General features: G+C 56.7%; 20 protein-coding genes and 1 pseudogene. 20 read left to right on the forward strand and 1 reads right to left on the reverse strand.

All coding sequences use genetic code 11. The annotated features are described in order from the left end of the window. Window positions 1-317: 317 nt before the first annotated feature. The 12 genes and pseudogenes from XH80_RS19970 (at window position 318) to XH80_RS20025 (ending at window position 11,821) form a co-directional block, all read left to right on the forward strand. Entirely contained in the window at window positions 318-521 is a 204-nt protein-coding gene (locus XH80_RS19970) for a 4Fe-4S binding protein (RefSeq protein ID WP_271600033.1), read from the forward strand. Between the two features lie 413 nt (window positions 522-934). Continuing rightward, window positions 935-1,395 (forward strand): annotated as a pseudogene (locus XH80_RS19975) (aminotransferase class V-fold PLP-dependent enzyme). A 631-nt stretch (window positions 1,396-2,026) separates the two neighbouring features. Beyond that, window positions 2,027-3,529 carry a nitrogenase molybdenum-iron protein alpha chain gene (nifD, locus tag XH80_RS19980; protein ID WP_271600034.1) on the forward strand — a complete coding sequence of 501 codons (1,503 nt, stop codon included), beginning with the start codon at window positions 2,027-2,029 and terminating at the stop codon, window positions 3,527-3,529. Between the two features lie 64 nt (window positions 3,530-3,593). Further along, on the forward strand, window positions 3,594-5,150 hold the full coding sequence (gene nifK, locus XH80_RS19985; protein ID WP_271600035.1) for a nitrogenase molybdenum-iron protein subunit beta: 1,557 nt from the start codon (window positions 3,594-3,596) through the stop codon (window positions 5,148-5,150). A gap of 92 nt (window positions 5,151-5,242) precedes the next feature. Then, window positions 5,243-6,889 (forward strand): nitrogenase iron-molybdenum cofactor biosynthesis protein NifE, encoded by a 1,647-nt coding sequence (nifE, locus tag XH80_RS19990; protein WP_271600036.1) that lies wholly within the window; start codon window positions 5,243-5,245, stop codon window positions 6,887-6,889. Between the two features lie 9 nt (window positions 6,890-6,898). Next, window positions 6,899-8,308 carry a nitrogenase iron-molybdenum cofactor biosynthesis protein NifN gene (gene nifN, locus XH80_RS19995; protein ID WP_271600037.1) on the forward strand — a complete coding sequence of 470 codons (1,410 nt, stop codon included), beginning with the start codon at window positions 6,899-6,901 and terminating at the stop codon, window positions 8,306-8,308. Next, window positions 8,305-8,700: a nitrogen fixation protein NifX gene (gene nifX / locus XH80_RS20000; RefSeq protein ID WP_271600038.1), complete on the forward strand. Its 396-nt coding sequence runs from the start codon at window positions 8,305-8,307 to the stop codon at window positions 8,698-8,700. The genes nifN and nifX overlap by 4 nt, the downstream gene beginning before the upstream one ends. Window positions 8,701-8,706: 6 nt before the next feature. Next, window positions 8,707-9,171 carry a NifX-associated nitrogen fixation protein gene (locus XH80_RS20005; RefSeq protein WP_271600039.1) on the forward strand — a complete coding sequence of 155 codons (465 nt, stop codon included), beginning with the start codon at window positions 8,707-8,709 and terminating at the stop codon, window positions 9,169-9,171. A gap of 11 nt (window positions 9,172-9,182) precedes the next feature. Continuing rightward, window positions 9,183-9,383, forward strand: coding sequence for a CCE_0567 family metalloprotein (locus tag XH80_RS20010; RefSeq protein ID WP_271600040.1), 201 nt, complete (start codon window positions 9,183-9,185; stop codon window positions 9,381-9,383). Window positions 9,384-9,394: 11 nt separating this feature from the next. After that, entirely contained in the window at window positions 9,395-9,685 is a 291-nt protein-coding gene (gene fdxB / locus XH80_RS20015; protein ID WP_271600041.1) for a ferredoxin III, nif-specific, read from the forward strand. A gap of 496 nt (window positions 9,686-10,181) precedes the next feature. Beyond that, window positions 10,182-11,030: a host specificity protein gene (locus XH80_RS20020; protein ID WP_271600042.1), complete on the forward strand. Its 849-nt coding sequence runs from the start codon at window positions 10,182-10,184 to the stop codon at window positions 11,028-11,030. Between the two features lie 395 nt (window positions 11,031-11,425). Then, window positions 11,426-11,821 carry a Rieske (2Fe-2S) protein gene (locus XH80_RS20025; protein WP_271600043.1) on the forward strand — a complete coding sequence of 132 codons (396 nt, stop codon included), beginning with the start codon at window positions 11,426-11,428 and terminating at the stop codon, window positions 11,819-11,821. Between the two features lie 9 nt (window positions 11,822-11,830). On the opposite strand, the gene XH80_RS20030 is transcribed toward XH80_RS20025, so the two are convergent. Next, window positions 11,831-12,421 (reverse strand): hypothetical protein, encoded by a 591-nt coding sequence (locus XH80_RS20030; protein ID WP_271600044.1) that lies wholly within the window; start codon window positions 12,419-12,421, stop codon window positions 11,831-11,833. A gap of 252 nt (window positions 12,422-12,673) precedes the next feature. Between XH80_RS20030 and XH80_RS20035 the strand changes: the two genes are divergently transcribed. The 8 genes from XH80_RS20035 (at window position 12,674) to XH80_RS20070 (ending at window position 18,474) form a co-directional block, all read left to right on the forward strand. Next, a complete protein-coding gene (locus tag XH80_RS20035) occupies window positions 12,674-13,015 on the forward strand; it encodes a HesB/IscA family protein (protein ID WP_271600045.1) in 342 nt (113 codons plus the stop codon). Window positions 13,016-13,315: 300 nt separating this feature from the next. Beyond that, on the forward strand, window positions 13,316-14,488 hold the full coding sequence (nifS, locus tag XH80_RS20040) for a cysteine desulfurase NifS (protein ID WP_271600046.1): 1,173 nt from the start codon (window positions 13,316-13,318) through the stop codon (window positions 14,486-14,488). 5 nt (window positions 14,489-14,493) lie between these two features. Beyond that, window positions 14,494-14,718: a putative nitrogen fixation protein NifT gene (nifT, locus tag XH80_RS20045; RefSeq protein ID WP_271600047.1), complete on the forward strand. Its 225-nt coding sequence runs from the start codon at window positions 14,494-14,496 to the stop codon at window positions 14,716-14,718. Window positions 14,719-15,418: 700 nt separating this feature from the next. Next, window positions 15,419-16,978 (forward strand): nitrogenase cofactor biosynthesis protein NifB, encoded by a 1,560-nt coding sequence (gene nifB, locus XH80_RS20050; protein ID WP_271600048.1) that lies wholly within the window; start codon window positions 15,419-15,421, stop codon window positions 16,976-16,978. Between the two features lie 10 nt (window positions 16,979-16,988). Next, window positions 16,989-17,213 (forward strand): 4Fe-4S binding protein, encoded by a 225-nt coding sequence (locus tag XH80_RS20055; protein ID WP_271600049.1) that lies wholly within the window; start codon window positions 16,989-16,991, stop codon window positions 17,211-17,213. Window positions 17,214-17,551: 338 nt separating this feature from the next. Further along, complete coding sequence (locus XH80_RS20060; RefSeq protein ID WP_271600050.1) at window positions 17,552-17,866, forward strand: nitrogen fixation protein NifZ; 315 nt, start codon at window positions 17,552-17,554, stop codon at window positions 17,864-17,866. Further along, window positions 17,863-18,051, forward strand: a complete 189-nt coding sequence (locus XH80_RS20065) for a hypothetical protein (protein ID WP_271600051.1) — start codon at window positions 17,863-17,865, stop codon at window positions 18,049-18,051. The genes XH80_RS20060 and XH80_RS20065 overlap by 4 nt, the downstream gene beginning before the upstream one ends. A 63-nt stretch (window positions 18,052-18,114) precedes the next feature. Beyond that, window positions 18,115-18,474, forward strand: a complete 360-nt coding sequence (locus tag XH80_RS20070; RefSeq protein ID WP_271600052.1) for a DUF3024 domain-containing protein — start codon at window positions 18,115-18,117, stop codon at window positions 18,472-18,474. Window positions 18,475-19,965 lie beyond the last annotated feature (1,491 nt).

Below are 19,965 nucleotides of genomic sequence, written 5' to 3' on the forward strand. Positions count from 1 at the left end.
GGTGTTGCCGGATAATCCAAGGCAATTGAGAATGCGTCCCGCGGGTGCCCGGGGGACGCGCATTTCCGGAGCGACTTTATCTGGAGCGCCGCGCGCTTTCCGACTGGCAGTGAGGCGCGGACCGGCGATGACTCCCGCTATGCGGACGCCACAGTATCGAGATCAAGCTGCTGTCAGGCCCCTTGTACAATCTGCGACACCGTGTCGAGGCAGCGACTTGCGTTATGGAAAATACTCAGACAAACCAAGCTCAAACTGTCTGGCACAAGACTTGATAGTAAGAAACTGTCCCGCACTTTGCTCATGGAATCGCAGTGATGGCCTACAAGATAATCGCATCCCAGTGCACCGTCTGCGGTGCGTGTGAGTTCGAGTGTCCTAACGCCGCGATCAGCCTGAAGAATGACATATATGTGATCAATGCGTCCCAGTGTACCCAATGTGAGGGCCATTTTGACGCGCCGCAATGCGCCGTCGTTTGCCCGGTGCCCGATACATGCGTGCCGTCAAAGGTGGAGTAGCCGATGAGAGGCGCTCCCGCACGAATTTATGGAGATACTCGACAGCCGCCGCGTTTTCGATCCATCTCCTGTTTTACTCAGTCGCAGGCCCGAGTTTGCGGTGGCTTGCGTAACCGCGCGGATTGCCGCCACTTCGATGATCGGTTCGTTCGAGGATGGAGAAGCAATCGTAGATTTCCGCCAGTCCTTAAAGAAGGCAAACGCGAATTGATTGTGGTTCTCCCGCAAACCCACGCTCTGCTCGCTGTCGTCAGCTTGATATTTGTCTGTTAGACGTATGAGTTCTTACACGTCGGCCGATGCTTCCTGGCGCAGTGACAAAATGGGCCCCCAGCGGTCGGTGACGGCAATTTCTGCTCGGTGATTTTGAGCGACTCCTGAGCCCGCGCACGACGATGGTTGCAATCACACAAATGTCGCGTGCTCTTGCGCGATGTTGCCGGTGTAAGACGCGGTGGGGACGCGCATGCCCGCGGTATCCGGTGCTGGTCGACGGCTCGCTAGGATACGTCCATCCGTCCGCCGAAGACTGCGATATCGACTGCGATTTCTACGCCATGACCGGCCACAACTGTCTGGTCCGGCTGATTGGTGTGCTTACGGCAAGTCTGCGCATCCGGCATCGATGCCGCCCTTTAATGGCCGTGGGGACATGATCCGCGAGGTCTCGCGTTGCGGTGCCATTTATGGCGATCCGCCACGCCGGTTCGAAGCGGGTACGCAGCCGATCGCCGAAGCCATCGCTCTAGGCGCGGCTATCGATTGCACTGCAGATCCGCAGGCAATCGCTTACGCGCAGGAGAAGCTGGCGGACACCAATTTCGTGCGCGTCAGCGGGACTCTGGCCGAGGAGGGGCCGATCATTTCGTTTTGATATGGAGGGTTGCATGCGCATGATATTTCCACCATCATGGGCTACGCCGGTGTAGCGGAGCGGGCGTACTGTGCGATGCCGCTGCTCAACAATTTGGCGTGCTGGCAACGTGCCGTGGGTCCATTGGACTTTTCAATGCACGCGGAGAGATCGATGTGCTCGTGCGTGCCCCGGATCAAGCGCGGCTCTCGGCGAGCCTACGACATTCACGCGGCGAGGCCGCTCGCATAGAGCTCTGGAGGACGCGATCGCGCACCTCACCAGCATTGCAGCAGGCGAGCACCCGTAGGTCTCAGTAAGCATAGATAGCAGTGGCAAGCCTGTGTCGGTCGCCGGCCTTGCAGCCGCCTTCAGCCTTCGATCCCAGAGTACTGCAGTGTCGAATACGCTCGAGAGCTGCGTAGGGAATTTGACGCACAGCCCACCTTGTTCCCTTTCGAACAGGCCCGAACCAAGAGTTCTCCGCGCAAAGTGCGATGTCGGATTCGCAACAACACATCTTTTCCCGCACGAGGCGCGCTAAGCAACTTTGATTGTTCGGTTTTTTGTGCTGACGAGACGCTGGCATGCTGGTTGCAAAACTTGGGTCAAGAAGCCGCCCTCGCAACAGCAAACCTTTGAAGGACATCAGATGAGTCTCGCCACGACCCAGAGCATCGCAGAAATCAGGGCTCGCAACAAAGAGCTGATCGAGGAGGTGCTTAAGGTCTATCCGGAAAAAACCGCGAAACGGCGTGCCAAGCACCTCAACGTTCACCAAGCCGGCAAGTCAGACTGCGGGGTGAAGTCCAACATCAAATCCATCCCTGGCGTGATGACGATCAGAGGCTGCGCCTATGCAGGGTCAAAGGGAGTGGTCTGGGGACCAATCAAGGACATGGTTCATATCAGCCATGGCCCGGTCGGCTGCGGTCAGTATTCGTGGGGCTCGCGACGCAACTATTACGTCGGCACGACGGGCATCGATAGCTTCGTCACTCTGCAGTTCACCTCCGACTTCCAGGAAAAGGATATCGTATTCGGCGGAGACAAAAAACTGCACAAAATCCTCGATGAAATTCAAGAGCTGTTTCCACTTAACAACGGCATCACGATCCAATCGGAATGCCCGATAGGGCTGATCGGCGACGATATTGAGGCCGTGTCAAGGGCGAAATCCAAGGAATATGGCGGCAAAACCATCGTGCCGGTCCGCTGTGAGGGCTTCCGGGGCGTGTCGCAGTCACTAGGCCATCACATCGCTAACGATGCGGTGCGCGATTGGATTTTCGGCCACATCGAGGGCGACGGCAAACCAAAGTTTGAGCCGACGCCGTACGATGTTGCGATCATCGGAGACTACAACATCGGTGGCGACGCGTGGTCATCAAGAATTCTGCTGGAGGAGATGGGCCTGCGCGTGATCGCGCAGTGGTCCGGCGACGGCTCGCTGGCAGAGCTCGAAGCAACGCCGAAAGCAAAGCTCAACATCCTGCATTGCTATCGCTCAATGAACTACATCTCCCGCCACATGGAAGAAAAGTTCGGTATCCCCTGGTGCGAGTATAATTTCTTCGGACCTTCAAAGATCGCAGAGTCGCTGCGCAGGATTGCGGGTTATTTCGACGACAAGATCAAGGAAGGCGCCGAACGGGTGATCGAGAAGTACGAGCCGCTCGTGAATGCGGTGATCGCCAAATATCGACCGCGCCTGGAGGGCAAGACGGTGATGCTGTACGTCGGCGGGCTCCGTCCGCGTCATGTTATTGGCGCATATGAGGACCTAGGGATGGAAGTAATTGGCACCGGATACGAATTCGGTCACAACGACGACTATCAGCGCACAGCTCAGCACTACGTGAAGGACAGCACGCTCATCTATGATGACGTCAATGGCTACGAGTTCGAGCGCTTCGTCGAAAAGCTCCAGCCTGACCTTGTCGGCTCGGGCATCAAGGAAAAGTACGTTTTCCAAAAGATGGGTGTGCCATTCCGACAGATGCATTCGTGGGACTATTCGGGCCCCTACCACGGTTATGACGGCTTTGCGATCTTTGCGCGTGACATGGACATGGCCGTCAACTCGCCGGTTTGGAAGAAAACGAAGGCGCCCTGGAAAGAAACTTCGAGCGCCAAGCTCCAGGCTGCAGAATAGAGCAATTCATCTCGCTCTCTGGGAAAGCCGGGGCGATACAAGACGATAGTGAAGGATTTCACCAATGGCGCAAAGTGCCGAGCACGTACTCGATCATGTCGAACTGTTCCGCGATCCAGAATACCAGCAGATGCTGGCCAAGAAGAAGATATTCGAGAATCCTCGCGATCCTGCCGAGGTCGAACGTATCAAGGAATGGACGAAAACCGCCGAATATCGCGAAAAGAACTTTGCGCGGGAGGCGCTAGCGGTAAATCCGGCCAAGGCTTGCCAGCCGCTTGGCGCCGTATTCGCCTCTGTTGGGTTTGAGCGCACGTTGCCCTTCGTCCACGGCTCGCAAGGCTGTGTGGCCTATTACCGCAGTCATCTATCGCGGCACTTCAAGGAGCCTTGCTCCTGTGTCTCTTCATCAATGACGGAAGACGCTGCCGTATTCGGCGGTCTGAACAACATGACCGACGGGCTCGCGAACAGCTACAACATGTACAAGCCCAAGATGATTGCGGTTTCCACAACCTGCATGGCAGAGGTGATCGGCGACGACCTCAACGCCTTCATCAAGACGTCGAAAGAAAAAGGCTCGGTTCCGGCGGACTTCGACGTGCCGTTCGCCCACACGCCGGCGTTCGTCGGCAGCCACGTCACTGGTTATGACAATGCGCTCAAGGGCATTCTGGAGCATTTTTGGGACGGAAAGGCCGGAACAGTCCCGAAGCTGGAGCGCAAACCGAATGGGGCGATCAACATCATTGGTGGATTCGATGGATATACCGTCGGTAACCTTCGCGAGATCAAGCGCATCTTAGAATTGATGGGTATCGACCACACGATTCTCGCCGACAATTCTGAAGTGTTCGATACCCCGACAGACGGCGAATTCCGGATGTATGAAGGTGGTACGACGCTGGAGGATGCGGCGAACGCGATTCACGCCAAGGCGACTATTTCCATGCAGCAGTGGTGCACAGAGAAAACGCTGACATTCGTGGCGGAGCACGGCCAGGACGTTGTATCCTTCAACTATCCGGTGGGCTTATCCGCAACGGATGACTTTATCGTCGCGTTGTCACGCATCAGCGGCAAGGAGATTCCCGAGCAACTGGCGCGAGAACGTGGTCGCCTGGTTGATGCCATCGCCGACTCCAGCGCTCATGTTCACGGCAAGAAGTTCGCGATCTATGGTGACCCGGATCTTTGCTATGGATTGGCTGCGTTTCTGCTCGAACTGGGCGCTGAACCGATTCATGTGCTTTCCACCAACGGCAATAAAGCGTGGCAGGAAAAAATGCAGGCGCTGCTTGCAAGCTCGCCATTTGGGCAGGGCTGCCAAGTCTATCCGGGTCGAGACCTCTGGCACATGCGCTCGCTCTTGTTCACCGAGCCTGTCGATTATCTGATTGGAAACACCTACGGAAAGTACCTCGAGCGTGATACCGGAACGCCACTGATCCGCATCGGCTTTCCGATCTTTGACCGGCATCACCATCACCGCTCACCCGTATGGGGCTATCAGGGCGGTCTGAATGTACTGGTGAAGATCCTGGACAAGATCTTCGACGAGATCGACAAGAAGACCAACGCGCTTGGCAAGACGGACTACAGCTTCGACATCATTCGTTGATGAGCAACTACAGGTGCCATCGCCCAAGCACAGGACGATGGCACGAGCATGTGAAGGTCGAATGCAATTTATTTGCCCTGAGAGGAAGCAGGATGAGGTCACTAGCGGCCACGGTCCAGAATATGTTCGACGAGCCGGGCTGCGCCAAGAATGGCAGTAAGTCGGAGGCTGAGCGTAGGAAGGGCTGCACTAGACAGTTGCAGCCGGGTAGCGCTGCTGGCGGCTGTGCTTTCGATGGCGCGAAGGTTGCACTGCAGCCGTTCACCGATGTCGCTCACTTGGTACATGGTCCGATCGCGTGCGAGGGCAATTCCTGGGACAATCGCGGCGCGGCGTCGTCCGGCTCGGATCTGTGGCGTACCGCATTCACAACCGATCTGAGCGAAACCGATATTGTTTTTGGAGGCGAGAAGCGGCTTTGCAAAGCGATCAAGGAGATCATCGACAAGTACGATCCGCAAGCCATCTTCGTCTATCAAACCTGCATCCCGGCGATGATCGGCGATGACATCAACGCAGTCTGCAAGGCAGCATCTCAAAGATTCGCAAAGCCGGTGATCCCGATCAATTCTCCTGGCTTCGTCGGTTCGAAAAACCTCGGCAACAAGCTCGCCGGCGAGGCCTTGCTCGACTATGTGATCGGGACGCGAGAACCGGACTACACCACGCCGTACGACATCAATCTGATTGGAGAATACAACCTTTCGGGAGAGCTCTGGCAAGTGAAGCCATTGCTAGACGAGCTCGGAGTGCGAATTCTCTGTTGCATATCCGGCGATGGTAAGTATCGAGAGGTAGCTTCATCTCATCGCGCCAGGGCGGCGATGTTGGTGTGCTCAAGGTCCATGATCAACGTGGCACGCAAGATGGAGCAACGTTACGGGATCCCATTCTTCGAGGGGTCGTTCTACGGTATTCAGGATTCAAGCGAATCGCTACGCCAGCTCGCCCGCTTATTAGTTGAACGCGGCGCGCCGACAGATTTGCTCGGGCGCGCCGAAGCGGTGATCGCGCGCGAGGAAGCGCGGGCGTGGGCTGCCATCGAGCCGTACAAGTCACGATTCGGGGGCAAAAAAGTCTTGTTGATGACGGGCGGTGTCAAGTCATGGTCGGTCGTTGCGGCACTCCGGCAAGCCGGGCTGGAGTTGGTCGGAACCAGTGTGAAGAAATCGACCAGGAAAGACAAGGAGCGCATCAAGGAACTCATCGGGCATGATGTCCACATGATCGAAGACATGACCGCGGGCGAAATGTACAAGATGTTGAAGGACGCAAAAGCGGACATCATGCTATCAGGCGGCAAGTCGCAGTTTGTCGCGCTGAAGGCGGCGGTGCCGTGGCTCGATATCAACCAGGAGCGTTGCCACGCCTATATGGGCTATGCCGGAATGGTCAAGTTGGTGGAGGAGATCGATAAGTCGCTCTCCAATCCGATGTGGGAGCAGCTGCGTCGACCAGCTCCATGGGAGGCATCGGCCAAGGCGGGGGAGCAGATGCAATCGCCGATGGCCGCAAGCGCCTGCGATCCGGCGCGCGCCGAAACTGCGCGCAGTGCCAACAAGATCTGCGCGTGTAACAGAGGTGATCTGGACGTGGCTGAGGATGCAATTTACTTGCACGGCCTGAGGAGCGTCGCAGCGGTACGAGAGCATACCAATGTGGGTGGTGGCTGCTGTCAAACGTGCGTCCAAGATATGTTGGTGTCCGAGCCATCTGACATCCGACAGGCGGCAGAGTAGGAACTCGCCATGGCCTTCGTCACGGCGTCAACAAAAGCCTGCGCGGTCAATCCGCTGAAGATGAGCCAGCCGATTGGCGGCGCATACGCCTTCATGGGACTGCGAGGGGCGATGCCGCTTCTGCATGGCTCCCAGGGGTGCACATCCTTCGGGCTCACGCTCTTTGTGCGGCATTTCAAAGAAGCAATACCGCTACAGACCACCGCGATGAGCGAGGTCGCGACCGTGCTCGGCGGCTATGAGAATCTCGAGCAGGCGATACTGAACATCTCTAACCGCGCCAAGCCGAAGATCATCGGGATCTGCTCGACCGGTGTCACCGAGACCAATGGCGACGATGTGGATGCCTACCTCAAGCTAATCCGGAGCAATCATCCGCAACTCGCAAAGTTGCCACTGGTGTATGTCTCGACGCCTGATTTCAAGGGCGCGTTTCAGGATGGCTGGGAGAAGGCCGTTGCACGCCTCGTCGAGGTGCTGGTGGACCGGCCCAGCGCAGATGGCCTGCGGGATCGGTTGAGGGTGAATGTTCTGCCGGGGTGTCACCTGACGCCTGGCGACCTTGATGAACTCCGTGTCTTGCTGGAGGACTTCGGGTTGAGCCCCTCCTTCCTCCCCGACCTGGCGGGATCCCTCGACGGGCATGTCCCCGACGAGTTTACGTCAACGACCATCGGCGGCATTGACGTGGACGAAATCGCGAGCATGGGGCGCGCAGGGTGGACGATTGCAATCGGTGCGCAGATGAGGCGCCCGGCTGAGGTCATGAAGGCGAAGACCGGCGTGCCTTTTCGTGTGTTCGAGCGGCTGTGTGGTCTGTACCCGAACGACGAATTCATGATGTTTTTGAGCGAGATCAGCGGCCGCCCGATACCCTTGAAATATCGACGCCAGCGCAGTCAGCTCGCCGATGCTATGCTGGACGCGCACTTCCATATTGGCGGTCGCAAGCTCGCGATCGGGGCTGAGCCAGACCTTCTGTTCGATTTGTCCTGCATGCTGCACGACATGGGCGCGCAGGTGACCGTCGCCGTGACGACCACTCAGTCGGAAGTGATCGAGCGGATCAGAACCAAGGAGGTTCTCATTGGCGACTTCGAAGATCTGGAAGGACTTGCCAAAAAAAAGCATTGTGACCTGCTGATCACGCATTCGCATGGAAGGCAAGCGGCGGGTCGGCTGAAAGTGCCGTTCTATCGCATAGGTTTTCCGATATTCGATCGACTTGGCGCGGGCCACCAAGTATCCGTGGGCTATCGTGGTACCCGCAATCTGATCTTCCAAATCGCAAATCTCGTGATCGCGCATCGCGAAGAGAACGATCGTCCTACGCCCGATAGGTGGCGGACTACAGCCGGACTGCCACAAAGCTCGGAGTATCGTCGCTCCACCGGCGCTGCTGAAAGGCCAATTGCATGAAGGTCGCTTTTGCCACTCAGGACCTGAAGCACGTCGACGCGCATTTTGGTTGGGCAAAGAACATCGCAATCTACGATGTCGCGCCTGGAGGGCATGTGTTTCTTGAAGCGATCGAGTTTGAGGGCGATCTTAAAGAAGACGGCAGCGATGACAAGCTGGCGCCAAAGATCGAGGCAATCAAGGATTGCGCCATCCTTTACGTCACTGCCATTGGTGGTGCTGCGGCAGCGCGAGTGGTGGCCAACAAAATCCATCCTATCAAGGTGAGCAAACCAGAAAACATTCCGGTGTTGCTAGAAAAGCTCGAGCGGGTGCTGAACGGCACGCCACCTCCCTGGCTGCGCAAGGTCCTTGTAAAGGACCAACGGCGTACGTTTGAGTTCGGCGAATGAGATGACATGACCTCAAAAAGAGAGCAGCAGGGGAGCGTCGTCGACGCACCATTCCTTATCGAACTGGTCAAAATTTGGCGTGCTCAGGATACCAGTGGATCTTGGGAAGGGAAGAGCGATCTTGATCTGCTCGAACCCTATATCCTGAACAAGGACAAGCGGCGTGCTTTGCCGATTATCGGTGATCCCGAGCCCAATACACTGTGGCGGCTTGAGCTGTTCTTCAATGCGGTCGCGCTTTCAGTAGAGAGGGAGACCGGTGTTATGACTCAGCCGATTCTGAAGCTGCATCATGAAGGCTTCGGGCGCATAGTGCTCATCGCAGGGCGGTTGGTCGCTGTAAACAAGCAGCTGCGCGAGGTGCATCGCTTCGGATTCGATAATTGCGTTAGGCTGGCTCAGGAGGGGGATAAATATGTCAGCGAGGGGGTCGGCCTGATTCGGAAATTTCCAGACGTGGCCAACTATTGAGATACTCACTCATGGGCGATCGTGAAGCACTGAAGGCCGAACTAAAGAAAGTGTCCGCCAGGGCGATACAGGCCAAGATGGATCTGCACGACCTTTCGGAGGAATTGCCCATCAATTGGACGTCGATCATGGTGGTGGCGCAGAAGGCGTACGATGTGTACGCGGAACTCGAGCGCAAGACTCGCGAGCTGAAAACGCTGGAAAATACTTGAAGGGGCAATGCATGTCATTTGCGACGCGAGACGGTCGCGACTGGACGCCACAATACCTGACCTCGATCGATGCCAAGAAGTGCATCGGCTGTGGCCGCTGTTTCAAGGTATGCGGCCGAGATGTCATGACGTTGAAAGGAATCAGTGAGGACGGCGAGCTTGTCGACCTCGACGACGATGAGATCGAAAAGAAGATTATGGTTTTGAATGATCAAGGCGCCTGCATTGGCTGCGCTGCATGCGCCAGGGTTTGCCCGGCCGACTGCCAGAGTCACACTCCTGCCGCATCTGAACGGCCGTGAGCGAATACACTCGTCCTGTCGCGGCAGGCGAGATATAGCTGAGGAAAGGCGCAATTGTGATCAGGTAAAGTCATGGTGAGGACGGCGCGCCAGAACGACGTCGGTTGACAATTCGGGCAAGCTGAAGCGCAAGTATTGCCTGGTGATGGTTGGCCGCCGGCTATGTCATGCCGATCATATCCGTTGCTCACCAACCACTCGTCTCCAAGGTCTATGTATTCGTAGAAGGCGAGCTGCGCCTCGCGCAGCACTTTATCCTCAAGCGTCGGTTTCTTCGACTGATCGGCAGCCAGCAATATGACGTGCGATTCCACCCACAAATCGGGGTTCGTCGCGGGAAGTATCTGCAACTCACGAGCAGGCTGCGTGGGGTAGTCACGCGGAAGCGCAGAGTGCGATGGACAGGTTGTGGTCAGCTAGGAATTTTATCCTTATCGGCAGGGCTTGCGCGGCACGAGCTCAATTGGTGCAACTTTGCCGATAGGAGAGCGGTCTGATGTATGGCAGTATTGTTGGCTCATCCAGCCAGTTCACAAGCGGTAACCAAACTGACGATTCGTCAGAAGCGGGAGATAGTCCGCGGTTTGCGCAGGCAGTTGCAGGCATGGGGGCAGCTGGGTCGTCATCGGAACCAGCGGCCTCATACTCTCTCGCCTCCGAACCGCCCATTAGAGAAATCGACCAAGACACCTTCGACCGCGGAGTTGAGAGATTTTTGCGCGACGATATCAGGCAAATCGCCGAGCACCCAGAAGAGTACTCGGAATTCGTCTCCAAGAAGGCAGAGCGCGCAGCAATGGTTGCAGTAGGTTACCTCGGCACCTACTACGATCCAAGTAAGCCAGCACGGTTTTACGCCTATGAGTTGGGAGACGAAATTGTCGGGCTTATGAGAGCCGGAGGCCCGGCTCGGATTAGAGGAGACCAATTTCAGCAACAGTTTGGACGCGACCATATCACGTCCGTAGTAGATCTTAGGGTAACTCATCCGCTGGTCGAGAACGCCGGTGATATCTTGCTAGAACATCAACTGCGAGAGGACGGCGAGCATCCGCTGATCTTGTCGCGGCCCGCCTTAGAAGAGGTGGAACCTCGTCTGGCGGAAATGGGTTTTATTCACATGGGTCGTAACCACTGGGTGCTTGATCCTCACCAACACCCCGATGTGTGGACGAAGAACGAGAACGAACCGTGGCAGCGGGCAGACAAGCCTACGAAGTATCTTTCGAAAGCTGGAGGCAGTGATGTCGGTCCTCAGAGAAGCTACGACACAGATTCGTCGGATGATGATGCCATCGAAACATATTTGTTGGAGCGCACTTTTAGGGGGCTGCACATGGAGTAAATTGGCTGCAATAGGAACGGACCTGAAGTGACGGGTATTTGACCGTCCTATACAGGGCTCAACAGCCTTTCTTCATAGGGGGCGCACGCTCGCTGCGTCGCCCTCGCCGGCTGAAACGACCGTCAACCTATCTCCGAAGGCACTTACGATGCTTTGGTGAGATACGCGACTCGACGGCGGTAACGGCCTGAAGACGTGGCCATCAACGAGCAGCAACGACCAGCAACCGCATGTAGCGATCGGGCAAATGGCGCAGTATGCTTGAAGCCGAAAGCCGCAGCTGCGCAGCCATCATCGAAAGAGCATTTGTGGGTAATTGCGTCGGCAGTTGTACAGCTCTTGCACGTTGATTGCGCAACGACAATGAAAAAATTATTGCGACACACGAGCGATGAATGCAGCCCAATCTCACCTATGCGATTTGCAGCTTTAACGACATTCCGAGCCGCCGGGCCATGGGATTCAATCTTATGGTCGTCAAAGACGACGGCAATCACCGGCCGTGGCCCATCCTTGTGGTGCGCTGGGGCAAAAGAGTGCTTGGCTATGTGAATAATTGCCCGCACAACAACGTCAATTTGGACTGGGAGCGGAACCAATTCCTCGATCCATACGGCATCCGGCTGATGTGCGGCAAGCACGGTTCGACCTTCGACCTCGGCAGCGGGCGGTGCGTCGAAGGTCCATGTCAGGGCAGAGCGCTCACACCGATCCCGTTGGTCGTTCTGGATGGTGACATCTGCGTCGTCGGTGTGCACCTTGTGGAAGAAGATGGATCGGCCAACAACTGATGACCGCGCTCAGACCGGGCGGTTCTCGTTGCGGTTTTTCACAGCCTCCATCCTCGTTAGTCCGTCATCATAAGAGATCTCCTCATAGGATAGATCGAGATCCTTGATGGCCTCGAGGAGGTAATCAAGCTTGCCGCCCGGATCGAGCTTCTTGACGTCGTCCTTGTTCAGCCCGACCAGGTCCATCAGCTCCTTCCAAACGGTGGATTCATCGCACGGTAAAACGTGGAAGTTGATCTCGCCGAGCTTAACTCGGTATTTCGCCAGCAAATCGATGTTGTTGCAGAAAATGAAGTAGCTGCCGGTTGGGCTTAAGGCACCGTCGAGGACGGTCGCGACGTCAGCAAGATACGCGAAGGAATGTAAGTAGCCGGCCAGCACGGGAATAGTGCGTTCTCCGTCCTGCACGATCGTCAGAACCTGCTCGATCGAATAGTCTGGCGGACGTTTCTCGTCGGCGACCTGAGTCTGGAACTTTAGTGCGATGTCGCCCCGAAAGCCGAATCGGCCCGGCTTGGTGGTCGCGCCTTTGAGTACGGCGTTGAGAAGGCGGCCCTCCTTCTCAAGTCTGCCGAGTGCGGTGTTCTCGATTGCAGTCATTAAATTGTCCTCGACTCTACGCCGACCTTTGGTCGGTGTCAGATGAGATGCAAATCGCTTGCCGCCGCATGCGTGGCGGCCTTCAGTGCAGCTTAGAAAGAAAACGAGTCGGTGGCCGGAACCGCCTCAAGTAGCCTTGTCGGGATCGCGACATCGTTCCAAAGCCAACGGCGCGATAGTGAGCATCACTCGGCGTCTGCGCGCTGGCACGTGACTTGCTCTTGGCTGGGTCTAAGCTGATGAGGGGAAAACGTGATCAACCTGACAGAGAGCGCAGTGAATGCAATCAAAAGCGCGGTTTCATCGTCGGCGCACCCAGCCGGTGGTCTACGCGTCACGATTGAAGCAGGCGGCTGCAATGGATTCAAATACAAGATGGATCTCGCCGAGGAGCCAAAGCCTGACGACACCGTGATCGAACGCGATGGGCTGAGGGTGTTCGTCGATAACAAGAGCCGTGAGCATCTGGTCGGCACGACTATTGATTTCGTGCTGGCGCCGGAGAGTTCTGGCTTTACCTTTCACAACCCGAACGCGACCGCGAACTGCTCCTGCGGTAAATCGTTTCGGCTGAGGGAAAACATTGATCAGTGATGAGGAGAAGGCATTGAACCGTGACGGCCGAACCAGAACTCTTGAGGAGATCGTCGTTCACTGCGAAGCGGGAGGGGCGCATTCGCTGCGTGCACGACGAATTCCGGCCCAATCTGCAAGCCGACGCTGGCGACTGTTAGCTGCTCGGCACGATAGCAGCATGCTCATGGCAAGGCCGACCTGTGCTGGCGGGTCGTACAAGCTTCCGAGAAGGTTAGGAGGTATTCAGGCGCGACTGGTAGATACGATCGGAGGATTGGATCGCCTGGTCCTCATTGCTGCTGCAGGCGAGGTGGTGGATTGAGCGAAAATCGAGCGCCGATCTACCTCGATAACAATGCAACGACGCGGACTGATCGGTCCGTCGTGCAAGCCATGTTGCCTTTCTTCACTGAGCAGTTCGGCAATGCCTCGTCAACGCATGCCTTCGGCAGCGAAGTCGCAGTCGCTTTGAGGCAGGCCCGGAGAAACCTGAGCGGCCTGTTAGGTAGTGCATACGATCGCGAAATCGTCTTCACCTCGGGAGGGACCGAAGCCAATAATGCCGCAATCCTCTCTGCGCTTGCGACGCAGGAAGGTCGCGGCGAGGTGGTCACCACTTCGGTCGAGCACCCCGCCGTACTTGCGCTAACGGAGCAATTGGCGGCAAGGGGAGTCAAGACGCGCATTGTACCCGTCGATGCTTGCGGCCGGCTCGACATCGAGGCGTTTCGCTGCGCGATTGGGCCACGAACAGCGATTGCCTCGGTTATGTGGGCCAATAACGAGACCGGAACGATGTTTCCTGTGGAGTTTCTGGCCGGGTTGACCCGTGAGGCGGGTGCGCTGTTTCACACGGATGCGGTCCAGGCGATTGGTAAGGTGCGCTTAAACCTAAAGGACAGCGCGATCGACATGTTGTCGCTCTCCGCGCACAAACTGCACGGCCCCAAGGGGGTCGGCGCGTTATATTTGCGCAAAGGGACAAAATTCCAGCCGCTGATCTGCGGCGGATCACAGGAACGAGGGCGACGCGCCGGGACCGAGAATATTCCCGGAATCGTCGGCCTGGGAAAAGCTGCCGAGCTTGCGGCGGAGCGGCTTGAACCCGAGCGCGTCCGCATTGGCGCGTTACGTGACCGCCTTGAGCAGGGAATTTTACGCAATGGCGAGTGCGCTGTGCTCGGCGACATCAGCAATCGGTTGGCCAACACGACCAATATTGCCTTCGACAATCTCAAGGGCGAAGGCATTGCCCACCGTCTCAACCGGGCGGGCATCGCCGTGTCGCTCGGATCAGCCTGCAGTGCGGGCTCAATGCAGCCATCGCATGTTCTGCGTGCCATGCAGGTGCCTGCGTGGCGGATGCACGGCGCCATTCGCTTTTCTCTTTCGCGTGAAACCACTGTCGCTGAAGTCGATGAAGTCGTGCGCACAATGTCAGATATCGTGGCTCGCATGCGCGCCGTCTCCAGCGTCACTGTCGGGGAGTAGACCTCGTGAAAATCATGATCCGCCGCTCTCCGGACGCGGGCCTGTCGATCTACGTGCCAAAAAAGGATCTCGAAGAGCCAATCGTGGCCTCGGAGTACGAAACACTATGGGGAGGCTGGATCAAAGTAGCTAACGGCTGGGTGCTCGATTTGCCCGAGATGGCGAGCGACACACGGTTACCGATCACAATCGACGCGAAGAAGCGGGATGAGAGCGGCGACGATCCGTGAAAGACACTCACGGATATCGGCTTTCGATGCGGTGGTTGCGAAGATAACTCTCGTGGACCCTGGCGCCCGCCTGGAAACCGGAAGCATTGTCATCTATCTCGTCCCGGTGTGACGGGCTTATCCATATGCGATGTGCTGAGCGCACCCAGAGGCGTCGGTCGACTTCCTTTGCCGGCAGGTTGGCCCTGCCCCGGGGGAATTTGGGAAAAGAATGGCTGTCGGCGCAGCATATCAAGATTAGCAAACATGAGCCCGCCGCGACGGCATGGATAGCGCAGACAACGCTCGGCCAGTTGGGTCGAGGTGATCGCACCATCATTTTTGATCCTCATTGCTGCCCGTCATAGTAGGACGCGTGTCGGCCACTACTAGCCTTATGAGTCCGGACCCCAGTCCGGATCCGCCCAATTGGAAGCGGCAGCGCGTGAAGGCCCGTTTAGATGAAGCCGCATGCGGGCTCGTCCAGCGCGAGAGTGAATGCGCAAGCGATAGAGCTCTGAGTGAGAAAGGCGACGCGTCTGTCGCTTGGCCGACAGGCTTATCATTGCTGTTCTTGAAAGCGCCAACGCTATCGTCGTCATAACTCGTTGGACTACGGTTGCAATCGTACCTCCTCGCCATGGCATGCAAGTTGCTACGCAGCTTCTTGAAGCGCGCTCAAGAATGACCTGGGGCGATGATGCTTGCAGAGAGAATGGGAATGAACGCGGTCGTGGGACGCGGAAAGTATATCAAAGTTGCAGCGAATGGTGAAAACATCATGCAGCCCATCACCGAGCATAACGGCTGCCGCGCTTCGGCCAACACCGGGCGGGCGAGCTGCGGTTCGCAGGACAGCCAAGGCGATCTGCCGATCGGGATATGGGAAAAGGTCAAAAACCACCCCTGCTATAGCGAAGATGCGCACCATCATTACGCTCGCATGCATGTCGCGGTCGCGCCTGCTTGCAACATCCAGTGTAACTACTGCAATCGAAAATACGACTGCGCCAATGAATCGCGTCCCGGTGTGGTGAGCGAGAAACTCACCCCTGAGCAGGCGGCGAGAAAAGTGATCGCGGTGGCGACGGCCATTCCGCAGATGACAGTCCTTGGCATCGCTGGTCCGGGCGATGCCCTGGCCAATCCGGCAAAGACGTTTAAAACGTTCGAGCTGGTCAGCCAGGCTGCTCCCGACATCAAGCTGTGTCTCTCAACCAACGGACTCGCACTGCCGGACTATGTCGATACCATCGTCAAGGCGAAAATTGACCACGTAACCATCACGATCAACATGGTCGATCCGGAAATTGGAGCCAAGATCTATCCGTGGATCTTCTTCAACCACAAGCGATATACCGGCATCGAGGCGGCAAGGATACTCACGCATCGCCAACTGCAAGGCCTCGAGATGCTTAGCGAACGCGGCATTCTGTGCAAGATTAACTCGGTGATGATCCCCAACATCAATGATGGCCACCTGGTCGAGGTTAATAAGGAGGTCACGTCGCGCGGTGCCTTCCTTCACAATATCATGCCGCTGATCTCCGCGCCCGAGCACGGAACGGCATTTGGGCTCAACGGTCAGCGCGGTCCGACGACGCAAGAATTGAAGGCGCTGCAAGACGCATGTGAAGGGCAAATAAACATCATGCGGCATTGCCGCCAGTGCCGCGCTGATGCGGTCGGTCTACTCGGCGAGGATCGCAGCGCAGAGTTCACTAATGATCGGGTGATGAAAATGGACGTCCAATATGACTTAGCCATGCGCAAGGCTTATCAGGAAAAGGTAGAGAATGAGCGCCTTTGCAAAGTCGCCGCCGGCCAAAAGGAGCTTGCGGAACTTTCCGGAGAGATGGGCGCGATCACTCTTCTGGTGGCGGTTGCAACCAAGGGCTCCGGGTTGATCGACGAGCACTTTGGACATGCAAAGGAATTTCAAATGTACGAGCTTTCCACATCCGGCGCCAAGTTCGTCGGTCTACGCCGTGTGGAAGGTTACTGCCAGGGCGGTTACGGCGAGGAAGATAGATTATCCGCGATTTTGCACGACATCCGTGACTGCCATGCGGTCTTCGTGGCTAAGATCGGCGGCTGCCCGAAAAGCAATCTGATCAAGGCGGGAATCGAGCCAGTTGACCAATTCGCTCACGAGTTCATTGAGAAGTCGGCGATCGCTTGGTTCAGAGCCTATCTCGACAAAGTGAAGCGCGGGGAGATCCAGCACGTACAGCGCGGCGAGCCTGCGTGTCGGCTGGGAGATCGGATCTCTGCGGCGTAAGGAGAAATATGTGCCGTTCAAAATCATCGCCTCGCAGTGTACGGGCTGCTCCGCCTGCGAACCTTTATGCCCGAACGTTGCGATCTCAGAGAAGGGGGGAAGCTTTGTCATTGAAGCGGCAAAATGCACCGAATGTGTTGGCCATTTTGACGAGCCGCAATGTGCGGCCGCCTGTCCGGTCGACGGTACCTGCGTGGTTGATACGTCGTTGCCTCGCTACCAAGCGCCAGTCTAAAGCGTGAGCCCTCATGAACGGCATGCCAAGACCTGGTGCTGAATACTTCGCAAGCGCCCCCCCGTTGGATCGCAGGTGCCGACGTTCGCTCTCCCTTATGGACGGCGACTGCTCTGGATTTCCTGCGATAGTGCTATTGCTGGTCGGCCGCATGGCTTGGCGGCATTTCGGCGGTTCGAGGGCGTTTCGTAATGGCGAGAGCGGCCTTCCAGGCGGCGCTCACATCGTGGATGTGAGTGACTGTATCGCGCGCGGGCACCAAGTGATGCGGAATGTCGCCAGGGGGGCCATGCGGACCTCCTGCATCTCTAGAGCAAGCAATGCATGAGGAGCGGTATATGAACAGCATTCTTCGCGACAGCGACGTCGTCGAGCTAAGCGATCCGCCCGTCTTCAGCTTTGGCCAGAAGCTTCGAGCCAATCGCACCATTCGCAATGATGGCACCTATCCCGGTAAAGAGATTGGCGACGTCTTAGTCAAGAAGGGGGAGGTGGGTTACGTTGTCTCGATCGGTACGTTCTTACAGCAATTCTACATCTACGGTGTAGAGTTTTCTGAAAGCGGCCGCCGCGTTGGCATGAAACGTACGGAGCTAGAGCCAGTAGATGCCTGCGAGGAAGTCGACGATTTGCCGTTGCCGGAGGAGTCATGACTAAGCAAAGTGTTACGAAATATCAGCGGGACCAGCGGGGCAAACCCGCAGTCGAGCTCATCAAGGACCGCTCTTCTACCAATGTGGAGCCCGAGGGAGCCTTGCTCGTCCCCAAAGCGACCCTCCAGACCATCATCGATACTCTCAACAACGAAGCTCATGAGCCGATCCTTGTTGTCTGGTGAGGAGCATCTCATCTGCTGGTCTTCAACAAGAAAATCAGAGCGCTTTGAAGGGAGGGTTTCGTCATGAATGCCGCACTGATGAGGAAAGAAAAGACGGGGCTAGTGCCTCACCCCAATGAGCTTGATCGCAAGCGGATCGAGCACGGCTTGAGCGCGCGCAAGCGCTATCTCTACGTCTCGCCGAATGTGACGCCAGTGAGGGGCGGCTACCTCATCGAGAGTCCCTGTTGCTCGCGCAACATCGACAAGGACGGCGATTTGGTCGACGTCGCGCTGATTCTTTATGATTCCGTGAGCGGGATCTGGAAGCTGTTTCACAAGAATCACGCGGGAGGAGTCTGGGAATTTTACAGCCTTTATCACCGCTTGACTCCTGCAATAGACGAGTTGAATGCGGATCCCGAACGCCTGTTTTGGCAATGAGGCGCCGCCGTGTCCGAAGGATAGAGGAGCGACGATTGATCGGTCCATTGCGTGCAGATTACGGCCGAACGAAAGCGAGCGACCTGGATCGTATTGGCCAAGATGAATGTTGGACGGTGAGCTCTGAACCAGCGGAATATGGGGTAGTTCAGCTTTAAGCCTTCCGACGAAATCCCAGAGGGTGCCGAATGGTCGAGCAGTGTTACGCGGCGCATCTGCAATCATGTGAAGGTACCGGGTCGCTTTATGTTGCGCCTGATGTGACAGAGGTAAGCTGATCGCATGCTCCCGGATATGTTGAGGTGCACTTCACGCGATTGGGGCACTGCGCCATGATTGATGATCAGCGCCGCACACGGGTTGAAACGGCGCCGATAATGCCCAATGCGCGCAACGCAACCTATCGCCGGCTATGGTCATGGCCATTTTCTGCTTGCGTATGAGATAGTCAATCGCGTCATGTCGATTCCATTTCACACCGGTTTCGCAAACAAGTAGATCGATGTTATCGTCGAGACGATGAAGCGATAACGCAGGCGCCGGCGCGGCGATTGACTGAGATGATCGTCATCCAAGACAAAGAAGTACGAGACGTTTATTGCGGTGAGTTTAGGTTTTGACAGCGGAAGAGATGAGAAATCAGACCAAGGAAACCTGGTTTGTACGGCGTTGCCGAGCGACATCGTGATCCGCCCAATGCAGGAGGGTGCTGGATGCCGCCGATGACAACGCACCTAGAGGGCCGCATGAGAAATGTTCCACGCGAGTGGGGAGAAGGTATGCTCGATCATTGAAAAGTCTCGGCATGCAAGGCGCGGCTTGAGGCAGGCGCCAAGATGTCCGAAAGCAAGCACATTACAATCGAGTTGGTCGGTATCCAGCTCGTGATCGTTGGTGACCAAAATCGGGAATCAATATGAACTCTCAACAAGTCATCATCCACGTCCGCTTCGCCCCGAACGGGCGGGTGATACAAATCAGCGAGCGTCCAGCAAGGCTCACTCCGAACGAATGGTTTGACGTTCTCAACAGCCGTGCGAGCTCGGCCTATCGACCGCTCGCCCGGGGCCGAGGGGTTTTTCGGCTGAGCCGGATTGCGGTCGATGCCTTCAAGCAGGAATCCGCGGGGAGGGGATCAGCGAACTGATCGTCGGCGCCTTGATGAGCGAGCAGATCGAATCGGTCCGACCGACGCCATCAGTCTGACGGAGGCCACGGGCTTTTGGCCCGTCTCGGATCGTTGCCAGGGGCGAAAAGCGCCGACATTGTTGCGACTGCGCCGAATTGTGAGACGCGCACGTTACACATCTGGTGTGCGACTTGCTTTGGAGAATTTCGATGACAAGTGAGTGGTGAATGAATAATGAGATCGGGATGACGGAAGTAGACGTTGGTATTGATCAGAAAGCGGTTTCGGACGCCAAGGTATCGATCGCTCATCTTCAGCGGCGACAGCGACCATGGCGCCCTCTCATTCCGGCTGCTTTCGCA

Source organism: Bradyrhizobium sp. CCBAU 45384 (assembly GCF_028128665.1).
Classification (GTDB): Bacteria; Pseudomonadota; Alphaproteobacteria; order Rhizobiales; family Xanthobacteraceae; genus Bradyrhizobium; species Bradyrhizobium manausense.